The organism is Inquilinus sp. (assembly GCF_057815775.1).
On record NZ_JBYRFX010000124.1, the window covers coordinates 1 to 9,734 of the forward strand.

The following is a 9,734-nucleotide window of genomic DNA, read 5'->3' on the forward strand; positions in this document are numbered from 1 at the left end:
GGCATGGTCACGGCGCCGACCGGGTTGGCGGCCACCAGCGCGCCGATGGTGACGCCGGTCTCGGGGTCGACCGCGGAGGCGGTGCCCAGCCCGCCCTTGCAGGTCGCGGTCTTGGCGCCATAGCCGGCGCCGGCATTGCCCTGGCGCACCTCGGTCCCGATGGCGTCGCAGGCGGCCAGCGCCAGGGCGCGATAGGGCGGGGTGTCGCCCCAGCCCTTGTCGCCGCCATTCACCAGGTCGAACAGGATGGCGGCGGGGACGATCGGCACATGCGTGCCGGTCACCGGCAGGCCGCGACCGCGCGCCGCCAGCCAGGACACCACGCCGGACGCGGCGTCGAGGCCGTAGACCGATCCGCCCGACAGCACCAGTGCGTCCACCGCCTCGACCATGCAGGTCGGGTCCAGCGCGTCAGTGTCGCGGGTGCCGGGGCCGCCACCGCGGACATCGACGCCGGCGACACATCGCATCTCCGGCAGCAGCACGGTCACGCCGCTGCGCACGGCCGCATCCTCGGCCTGGCCGACCAGCAGCCCGGCGATGTCGGTGATGGAATTGCGCGGGCCGGGGCGGATGGTCATGGCGGTCTCTTCGGCAGGGCGGGGCCAGCAGACAGGACCCGCCCGCACGGCGTCAACGCCGATCGTGATTTGCGCCGGGCTTGCCCTTATGCTCCGCCGCCATGACCGACCTGCCGCTCATCCGCCTGCAGCCCGGCCGCGACAAGCGCGTCGCCGCCGGCCACCCCTGGATCTTCTCGAACGAGATCGCCATGACCCCGGAACTGCGCGAGGTGCCGCTGGGCGCCCCGGTGCGGGTCGAGGCGGCAAACGGCAAGGCGCTCGGCGTCGGCGGCTTCAACCGCCATGCGCTGATCGCGGTGCGGATGCTGGACCGCAACCCGGCCACGGCGATCGACACCGCCTTCCTGCGCCGCCGCCTGGCCGCAGCCGTAGCGTTGCGCGACGGCCTGTTCGACCGGCCCTTCTCCCGGCTGATCCATGCCGAGGCCGACGGGCTGCCCGGCCTGATCATCGACCGCTATGGCGACGTGCTGGTGATGCAGAGCAACACGGCCCTGATGGACCGGCTGGAAGGGCCGTTGTGCGACGCGCTGCAGGACCTGCTGCAGCCCCGCGCCATCGTGCTGCGCAACGACAGCGCCATCCGCGGCCTGGAAGGGCTGGCGGAGGAGGTGCGGATCGCCCGCGGCGCACTCGACGGCCCGGTCGCGGTGGAAGAGAACGGCGCAAGGTTCGAGGCCGATCCGCTCGGCGGCCAGAAGACCGGCTGGTTCTTCGACCAGCGCGACAACCGCGCTTTCATCGCCAAGCTGGCCCGCGGCCGGCGGATGATCGACATCTACACCCACACCGGCGGCTTCGGCATCCAGGCGGCGCTGGCGGGCGCGGAAGCGGTGACGCTGGTCGACCGCTCGGCCCCGTCGCTGGAGCTGGCGCTGAAGGCGGCCGCGGCCAATGGCGTCGCCGACCGGGTCGCGGCGGCCCGCGGCGAGGCCTTCGCCGAGATCGAACGCCGCGCCACGGCGGGCGAGCGCTGGGACGTGGTGGTGGTCGACCCGCCGGCCTTCGTGAAGTCGAAGAAGGATTTGGCCACAGGCTCCCGCGGCTACGCCAAGCTGGCCCGGCTGGCGGCGCGAATCACGGAGCGTGGCGGCTTCCTCTGCGCCTTTTCCTGCAGCCACCATGTCGACCCCGTGCTGTTCGCCGAACAGGTGGCGCGCGGGCTGGTCGATGCCGGCCGCATGGGCCGGATCCTGCGCCAGTCCGGTGCCGGGCCGGACCATCCGGTGCATCCGCTGCTGCCGGAAAGCGGTTATCTCAAGGGCATCGTGCTCCAACTCGACTGAGGCGGGTTCCGCGCCGCCCGGGGTTGACAAGCCCGCCCCCAGCCGCTGGTCTAGACCAGACAAAGGGGGAGGCCTGAGACCATGATCATCACCGCATCGCGTGCCCTGCTGGTGGGGGCGGCACTGTTTGCCCTGACTGGCATCGCCCGGGCCGAGGACGTCACGCTGACGATCGAAAGCTGGCGCAACGACGATCTGAAGATCTGGCAGGACAAGATCGTCCCGGCCTTCGAATCGTCGCATCCCGGCATCAAGCTGAACTTCGCGCCCTCGGCCCCGACCGAATACAACGCCGCGCTGAACGCGAAGATGGAAGGCGGGGCGGCCGGCGACATCATCGCCTGCCGCGCCTTCGACGCCTCGCTGGCGCTGTTCCAGAAGGGCCATCTGGCGGCGCTGAACGACCTCAAGGGCATCGAGAACTTCACCGATGCGGCGAAGACGGCGTGGAGCACCGATGACGGCAAGACCACCTATTGCGTGCCGGTCGGCTCGGTCATCGGCGGCTTCATCTACAACAAGAAGATGTTCGACGATCTCGGCCTGACCCCGCCGAAGACCCAGGCCGAATTCTTCGCCCTGCTCGACAAGATCAAGGCCGCCGGCGACGTGCCGCTGTCGATCGGCAGCGCCGACCAGTGGGAGGCCGCGACCATGGGCTTCCAGAACATCGGCCCGAACCACTGGCACGGAGAACCCGGCCGCCAGGCGCTGATCGCGGGCACCGCCAAGTTCAGCGATGCTCCCTATGTCGCGGCCTGGGCCGAGCTGGCGAAGTGGAAGCCCTATCTGTCCGACGGCTACCAGGCGCAGTCCTACCCTGACAGCCAGAACCTGTTCACCCTGGGCCGCGCCGCGATCTATCCGGCCGGGTCGTGGGAGATCCCGCTGTTCGAGGCCCAGGCCGACTTCCCGCTCGGCGCCTTCCCGCCACCGGTGGAAAAGGCCGGCGACCCGTGCTTCATCTCGAACCACACCGACATCGGCTTCGGCATGAATGCCGGCAGCAAGCATCCGGAAGCGGCGCGCGCCTTCCTGGAATGGGTGGCGTCGGCGGAGTTCGCGACGATCTACACCAACGCGCTGCCGGGCTATTTCACCCTGTCGACCCACAAGGTCGAGTTGAAGGATCCGCTGGCGGCAGAGTTCCAGAGCTGGAAGGACAGCTGCGGCAGCAACATCCGCCTGGCGCACCAGATCCTGTCGCGCGGCAAGCCCAATGTCGACCAGGCGATCTGGAACGTCTCGGCCCAGGTGCTGAACGGCACCCTGACCGCCGACCAGGCCGGCGCCAAGGTCCAGGAAGCCCTCGACGCCTGGTACAAGCCGCCGGGGAAGTGAGCGGACTGCAGGGCTGAACACGATCGGGGCGATTGGCATACTATGCCAATCGCCCTATCTTATGGGCGTGCAAGGATGTTCAGAGGACAGTCGTGATGCCGACCCGCAACGTTGTCGTGACCGATCATCAGGCCGAGCTGATCGAAGGGCTGGTGAAGTCCGGCCGCTACCAGAATGCCAGCGAGGTCCTGCGCGAGGGGCTCCGGCTGGTTGAGCAGAGAGAGCAGGAAGACGCCGCCAAGCTGGAGCGTCTGCGGGCCGCGGTCGACGTCGGAATCGCTGCGATGGAGCGCGGGGAGTACACCGAGTTCGACTCCATGGACGATCTGGAGCGGCACATGAACGCCATAGCCGAGAAAGCAATAGCCGGCGCCCTCAAATCCGGTTCGGCGGACTGATCCCGGATGGCCGGGGGCCGCTGGCAGGTTCGCTTAAGCATCGCGGCCAACCAGGACCTCGCTTCCATTCTTCATTGGACCACCCAAGCCTTCGGTCCGAAGCAGGCGAACGAGTATCAGCAAACGATCGTCCAGGCCGTCCGGGCGCTGGGAGGCGGGCCGGACCTTCCGGCCAGCAGGGCACGCGACGAGGTCCGGACGGGTGTCCGCATATTGCATGTCGCCAGGCGCGGCCGCCGCGGCAGGCACATTCTGGTCTATCGGGTCATCGACGAAGGCGTCATCGAAGTGCTGCGCATCCTCCACGATTCGATGGACCTCGCACGGCATGTGCCGCACTGAACCTCTCGGGGATTTAACGATTCCTAAGGCGCTTCACGCCGCCACCCGGGCCAGCAGCAGCAGGCGGCGGAAGGGAAACAGGGTGCTGCCGTCCGGCTGCGGCGGATAGGCCTGGGCCAGCCGGGCCGCATAGGTGGCGATGAAGGCGTCCAGCTCCGGCCCCGACAGCGCCGCCATCACCGGCAGCAGTGCCGTGCCGCGCACCCAGTGCAGCACCGGGTTGTCGCCCTTCAGCACGTGGAGATACTCGGTCTCCCAGATGTCGAGCGCGGCGGTGCGCGGCGCCAGCAGGTCGTAATAGGCGGACGGCATGCCGACCGGCGGGCGCCGCAGCGTGATCTTGCCGGCCCAGGGCGCCTCGGTCGCCAGCGCGCGCATCAGCACATGGCTGGGCGCGTCGAAGTTGCGCGGCATCTGCACCGCCAGCACGCCGCCGGGGGCCAGGAAGGACAGCAGGCGCGGGAACAGCGCCTCATGCCCCTCGACCCATTGCAGCGCCGCGTTGGAGAAGATCAGGTCGACCGGCTCGGCCGGTGTCCAGCCGGCGATGTCGGCCTCGACCCAGTCCAGGTCCGGATGGGTCGCCCGGGCCTCGCGCAGGGCGTTGCGGTCGCGGTCGAGACCGGTGACCGTCGCCCGCGGCCACCGTTCCGCCAGCTGGGCGGCCAGCGCGCCGGTGCCGCAGCCGAGGTCGACGATGCGTTTCGGCATGACGTCGGGCAACCGGGTGATGAGGTCGAGCCCGGGCTGCAGCCGGGGCCCGGCGAATTTCAGGGTCTGCGCGGGATTCCATTCCATCACAAAATTCTATCGGAAAATCGGCCGCGGGCGTATCCCCTAGCATCGGTCCATGCCGCTGCGCCCGGCGCGCGCCTGTGTCATGGGCGGATCGATTGACTCGTGCGCCCCTTCTGCCTATAACCCGCGACCGTTTTGCGTCCGGAAGGGCGCAGGTGAGCCATCCGGAGTTGCGATCGTGAAGAGAACCTTTCAGCCCAGCAAGCTGGTGCGTGCCCGTCGTCATGGCTTCCGCGCCCGCATGGCGACCGTCGGCGGCCGCCGCGTCCTGTCCAATCGTCGCGCCAAGGGCCGGAAGCGCCTCTCCGCGTAATCCGGCGTCTCGCGCCGGGGTAACCGGATGCGCGTCCGTCTTGACGATCCTTCCCTGATCCGCCTCGGCCGGCTGAAGAAGCGGGCCGAGTTCTTGGCCGTGGCCGCGACCCGCCGGAAATGGGCGGCGTCGGGCGTGATCGTGCAGCTGCGCCGCTGGAGCGCGGCGCCGGGCGAAGATCAGGTCCAGGGCGAAGACCAGGCCGATGTCCGCATCGGCTACACCGCCAGCCGCAAGGTCGGGAATTCCGTGGCCCGCAACCGGGCGAAGCGTCGCCTGCGCGCTGCCGCGGCCGAAGTGCTGGGCCGCCGGGCTGCCCCGGGCCACGATCTCGTGCTGATTGCGCGCGGCGAGACCATCCGCCGCTCCTTCCCGGATCTCGTCGCCGATCTCGACCGCGCGCTGGAAAAGCTGGGTGTTGTCCGCCACGAACCGGGCCGCCGCGAGGCGGAACCGGCTGCAGCGCCGGCGCCGGTTGCCGGGGCGTGAGCCCGCTCGCACATCTGCTGCGCGGCGCGGTGATCGGATACCGCTACAGCCTGTCGGCGCTGATCGGACGCAGTTGCCGGTTCGCGCCCACTTGCTCCGCCTATGCGATCGAGGCTATTGAGCGGCACGGCGCGATCGCCGGGGGCTGGCTGGCCCTGCGGCGCATCGCGCGCTGCCATCCATGGGGCGGTTCGGGGTATGACCCCGTGCCCGATACCCTGACCAAGACTGCCGGCGGGTCCGGCCGCGACACCTGTTGCGGCGCGGCCCGGTCCACCGACAGATAACCGTACGACTGACCGGCCGCACCGCCGGGACCGGAGTCTCGATGCGATGACCGACCAGAAGAACGTGATCCTGGCGATCGCCCTTTCGATCGCCATTCTTCTCGGCTTCCAGTTCCTGTTCCCGGCCGCGAAACCGACCCCGGTGGCGCAGCAGCAGCAGACGGCCGCCACCACCTCGACCGCATCGCCGCAGGCGCCGACCACGGTCGGTGCCGCACCAGTGGCCCCGGTCGAGCGCGACAAGGCCCTGGCCCAGACCCAGCGCGTCAAGATCGAAGCGCCGCGCCTGCACGGTTCGATCAACCTGACCGGCGGTCGGCTCGACGACGTCACCCTGCGCGACTATCGCGAGACGGTCGACCCAAACAGCCCGGAAATCGTGCTGCTGACGCCGCGTGCCGCGGTCTCGCCCTACTACGCCGATTACGGCTGGGTGCCGAAGGACACGGCGCTGCACATCCCGGACGCGGAAACCGTGTGGACCGCCGACCGTGAGACCTTGACCCCGGATGCGCCGGTGGTGCTGAGCTGGGACAACGGCCAGGGGCTGGTGTTCCAGCGCGCGATCTCGATCGACGCGAACTATATGTTCACCGTGGTCCAGCGCGTCATCAACAACACCGACAAGCCGGTGGAACTGGCGCCCTATGGCCGCGTGCTGCGCTTCGGCACGCCGGTGACCCAGGGCTACACCGTGCTGCATGAAGGGCCGTACGGCGTCTTCGACGGCAGCCTCAAGGAATACAGCTACAAGACGATCGCGGACGACAAGGCGGTCAAGTACACCACCGCCGGCGGCTGGCTCGGCTTCACCGACAAGTACTGGCTGGTGGCGCTGGTGCCGGACCAGGCCGCCAAGGTCGACGCCCAGTTCCTGCACCAGTCGGACGGCGAGGGCCGCTACCTCGCGACCTACCAGGGCGACATCCAGACCGTGGCCCCGGGCCAGACCCTGGAATCGACCGGCCGCCTGTTCGCCGGCGCCAAGGAAGTCGACCTGATCAGCAGCTATGCCGACACGCTGAACATCACCAATTTCGACCTGGCGATCGATTTCGGCTGGTTCAAGATCATCACCAAGCCGTTCTTCAAGATCCTGGCCTGGATCCACAGCGTCGTCGGCAATTTCGGCATCGCGATCATGATCTTCACCCTCGGGCTGAAGCTCCTGTTCTACCCGCTGGCGGACAAGTCCTACCGCTCGATGGCGAAGATGAAGGCGCTGCAGCCGGAGATGGTGAAGCTGCGCGAGCGCTTCGCCGACGACAAGGCGAAGCAGCAGCAGGAGCTGATGGCGCTGTACAAGCGCGAGAAGGTCAATCCTGCGGCAGGCTGCCTGCCGATCATCATCCAGATCCCGGTGTTCTTCTCGCTCTATAAGGTGCTGCTGGTCACCATCGAGATGCGGCACGCGCCGTTCTTCGGCTGGATCCATGACCTGTCGGCGCCCGATCCGACCACGGTGTTCAACCTGTTCGGCCTGATCCCGTGGACGCCGCCGTCGATGCTGATGATCGGCGCCGCGCCGATCATCATGGGCATCACCATGTTCCTGCAGCAGAAGCTGAACCCGGCGCCGGCGGATCCGATCCAGGCCAAGGTGTTCATGCTGCTGCCGGTCGTCTTCACCTTCATGCTGGCCCATTTCCCGGTCGGCCTGGTGGTGTACTGGGCCTGGAACAACACCCTCACGATCCTCCAGCAATGGTCGATCATGAAGCGGATGCATGTGAAGATCTCGGGCGGCCTCGACGACTCGGCCGAGCCGGTGTCGGTGGCGCCGCCTTCCGTGACCCGCAAGAAGAACGCCGACGGCACCGCCCGCAAGCCGGCGGGCCGCAAGGGGTGACCGACCTTCACGCCGGCGCCGGCACGGCATTCGACGCTGCGGCGATCGAGGCGGGGCGCCTGCTGTTCGCGCAGGAATGCCACTTCACCTGGGGCGCCGCGTCGCTGGACGGGCTGCCGCCCGCGGGCTTGCCGGAGATCGCCTTCGCCGGCCGGTCCAATGTCGGCAAATCCAGCTTGGTCAACGCGCTGACCGGGCGGAAGACCCTGGCCCGGACCAGCAACACCCCGGGCCGCACCCAGCAGCTGAACTTCTTCGCCCTCGGCGGCCGGCTCGGGCTGGTCGACCTGCCCGGCTATGGCTACGCCAAGGTGTCGAAGTCGCTGGTCGCCAGCTGGACCGAGACGCTCAAGGGCTATCTGCGCGGCCGGGTCACGCTGCGCCGGGCCCTGGTGCTGGTCGACGGGCGCCATGGTATCAAGGACTCGGACATCGAGATCCTGAAGATGCTCGACGACACCGCCGTCGCCACCCAGGTGGTGCTGACCAAGATCGACAAGGTCGGCAAGGGCGAGCGCGAGCGCCGGATCCCGGAGGTTGAGGCCGAGCTGAAGTGCCACCCCGCCGCGTTCCCGCATGTGTTCCTGACCAGCAGCGACAGCGGCGAGGGCATTGCCGAGCTGCGCGCCTTTTTGACCGGAATCGCCCAGGCCGGCTGACCGCGGTTGATCGCGGCCTCGCGGTGGGGCATGAGAAGGGCGCCGGCCAACTGCTCGCAGGATCCGAGCCCGATGACCAAGCCCTTCGCCGCCCCGCCCGTCGTCCTTCCCGCCGCTTCGCTCGACAAGGCCAACACCCTGGTCGAGGCGCTGCCCTTCATGCGCCGCTACGCCGGTGCCACCTTCGTCATCAAATATGGCGGTAACGCCATGGGCGACGAATCGCTGACCGAAAGCTTCGCCCGCGACGTGGTGCTGCTGAAGCAGGTCGGCATCAACCCGGTGGTGGTCCATGGTGGCGGGCCGCAGATCGGCGCGATGCTCGAGCGGCTGAACATCAAGTCGGAATTCGTCGACGGGCTGCGCGTCACCGACCGCAACACCGTCGACATCGTCGAGATGGTGCTGTCCGGCAACATCAACAAATCGATCGTCTCGGCGATCCAGTCGGTCGGCGGCAAGGCCGTCGGCGTCTCCGGCAAGGACGGCGCGCTGATCTCGGCCCGCAAGCTGCAGCGCACCAAGCGCGATCCCGACAGCAACATCGAGCGCATCCTCGATCTCGGCTTCGTCGGTGAGCCGGATTCGGTCAATCCTGAGATCCTCGAGGCGTTCGAGGACAGCGACTTCATCCCGGTGATCGCGCCGATCGGCGTCGGCCCGCGCGGCGAAAGCTACAACATCAACGCCGACACCGCGGCCGGGGCGATCGCCGCTGCGCTGAACGCCACCCGCTTCTTCCTGCTGACCGACGTCGTCGGCGTGCTCGACAAGCAGAAGACGCTGATCCACGAGCTGCCGCTGGCCCGGGCGCGCGAGCTGATGACCGACGGCACCATCTCCGGCGGCATGATCCCGAAGATCGAGACTTGCATCTCGGCGGTGGAGCAGGGGGTCGAGGGCGCGGTGATCATGGATGGCCGCGTGCCGCACGCCGTGCTGCTGGAGGTCTTCACCGAAGGTGGCGTCGGGACCCTGATCCGGGCCTGAGGGCCCGCCCCGGAATTCTACTCCGGCGGCCGTCTGACGCGGTTTTCTGCGCTTCCGGTGCTCACGGACGTTAAGTCCGCTGCGCGCCGGTTCTCGAAAACCACGCCAGCCGACTCGCCGGAGCGACTTCCGGGACGGACTCTCGTCAGGCGCCCACCAGCCGCGCCACCACGTCGAGCAGCACCTCGGCCCCGGCGGCGAGATGGCCGGGCTCGGTGAATTCGGCCGGGTTGTGGCTGATGCCGCCGCGGCTGGGCACGAAGATCATCGCCGCCGGTGCGATCCGGGCCATCATCTGGGCGTCGTGCCCGGCGCCGGAGGTCATGCGCCGCCAGCCAAGGCCGCGCGCGGCGGCCGCCTCGGCGATCAACCCGGCCAGGCCGGGGTCGAAGCGTACC

General features: G+C 68.7%; 13 protein-coding genes. 10 read left to right on the forward strand and 3 right to left on the reverse strand.

The window, feature by feature from the left end; all coding sequences use genetic code 11:
• On the reverse strand, positions 1-581 hold a 581-nt coding region (locus tag AC3XYG_RS04585), incomplete at its 3' end, for a P1 family peptidase (RefSeq protein WP_489138634.1).
• A 101-nt stretch (positions 582-682) separates the two neighbouring features.
• Between AC3XYG_RS04585 and AC3XYG_RS04590 the strand changes: the two genes are divergently transcribed.
• The 4 genes from AC3XYG_RS04590 (at position 683) to AC3XYG_RS04605 (ending at position 3,951) form a co-directional block, all read left to right on the forward strand.
• The gene (locus tag AC3XYG_RS04590; RefSeq protein ID WP_489138635.1) at positions 683-1,870 is read left to right on the forward strand and encodes a class I SAM-dependent rRNA methyltransferase; all 1,188 of its coding nucleotides are present in this window, start codon (positions 683-685) and stop codon (positions 1,868-1,870) included.
• Between the two features lie 81 nt (positions 1,871-1,951).
• Positions 1,952-3,211 (forward strand): ABC transporter substrate-binding protein, encoded by a 1,260-nt coding sequence (locus tag AC3XYG_RS04595; protein WP_489138636.1) that lies wholly within the window; start codon positions 1,952-1,954, stop codon positions 3,209-3,211.
• Positions 3,212-3,306: 95 nt separating this feature from the next.
• A complete protein-coding gene (locus AC3XYG_RS04600) occupies positions 3,307-3,609 on the forward strand; it encodes a type II toxin-antitoxin system ParD family antitoxin (protein ID WP_395672950.1) in 303 nt (100 codons plus the stop codon).
• Positions 3,610-3,615: 6 nt separating this feature from the next.
• Positions 3,616-3,951: a type II toxin-antitoxin system RelE/ParE family toxin gene (locus AC3XYG_RS04605; RefSeq protein ID WP_489138637.1), complete on the forward strand. Its 336-nt coding sequence runs from the start codon at positions 3,616-3,618 to the stop codon at positions 3,949-3,951.
• Positions 3,952-3,984: 33 nt separating this feature from the next.
• Here AC3XYG_RS04605 and AC3XYG_RS04610 read toward each other — a convergent pair whose 3' ends face one another.
• Positions 3,985-4,749, reverse strand: a complete 765-nt coding sequence (locus tag AC3XYG_RS04610) for a methyltransferase domain-containing protein (RefSeq protein WP_489138638.1) — start codon at positions 4,747-4,749, stop codon at positions 3,985-3,987.
• Between the two features lie 178 nt (positions 4,750-4,927).
• On the opposite strand from AC3XYG_RS04610, the gene rpmH reads away from it, so the two are divergent.
• The 6 genes from rpmH (at position 4,928) to argB (ending at position 9,336) form a co-directional block, all read left to right on the forward strand.
• Positions 4,928-5,062 (forward strand): 50S ribosomal protein L34, encoded by a 135-nt coding sequence (gene rpmH, locus AC3XYG_RS04615; protein ID WP_138887974.1) that lies wholly within the window; start codon positions 4,928-4,930, stop codon positions 5,060-5,062.
• A gap of 27 nt (positions 5,063-5,089) precedes the next feature.
• Positions 5,090-5,551 carry a ribonuclease P protein component gene (gene rnpA / locus AC3XYG_RS04620; RefSeq protein WP_489138639.1) on the forward strand — a complete coding sequence of 154 codons (462 nt, stop codon included), beginning with the start codon at positions 5,090-5,092 and terminating at the stop codon, positions 5,549-5,551.
• A complete protein-coding gene (yidD, locus tag AC3XYG_RS04625; RefSeq protein ID WP_489138640.1) occupies positions 5,548-5,838 on the forward strand; it encodes a membrane protein insertion efficiency factor YidD in 291 nt (96 codons plus the stop codon). Before rnpA ends, yidD begins: the two co-directional genes overlap by 4 nt.
• Before the next feature lie 46 nt (positions 5,839-5,884).
• Positions 5,885-7,687: a membrane protein insertase YidC gene (gene yidC, locus AC3XYG_RS04630; protein WP_489138641.1), complete on the forward strand. Its 1,803-nt coding sequence runs from the start codon at positions 5,885-5,887 to the stop codon at positions 7,685-7,687.
• Entirely contained in the window at positions 7,684-8,346 is a 663-nt protein-coding gene (gene yihA, locus AC3XYG_RS04635) for a ribosome biogenesis GTP-binding protein YihA/YsxC (protein ID WP_489138642.1), read from the forward strand. Before yidC ends, yihA begins: the two co-directional genes overlap by 4 nt.
• Before the next feature lie 72 nt (positions 8,347-8,418).
• The gene (gene argB, locus AC3XYG_RS04640) at positions 8,419-9,336 is read left to right on the forward strand and encodes an acetylglutamate kinase (RefSeq protein ID WP_489138643.1); all 918 of its coding nucleotides are present in this window, start codon (positions 8,419-8,421) and stop codon (positions 9,334-9,336) included.
• Positions 9,337-9,481: 145 nt separating this feature from the next.
• Here argB and AC3XYG_RS04645 read toward each other — a convergent pair.
• On the reverse strand, positions 9,482-9,734 hold a 253-nt coding region (locus AC3XYG_RS04645; RefSeq protein WP_489138644.1), incomplete at its 5' end, for a M20/M25/M40 family metallo-hydrolase.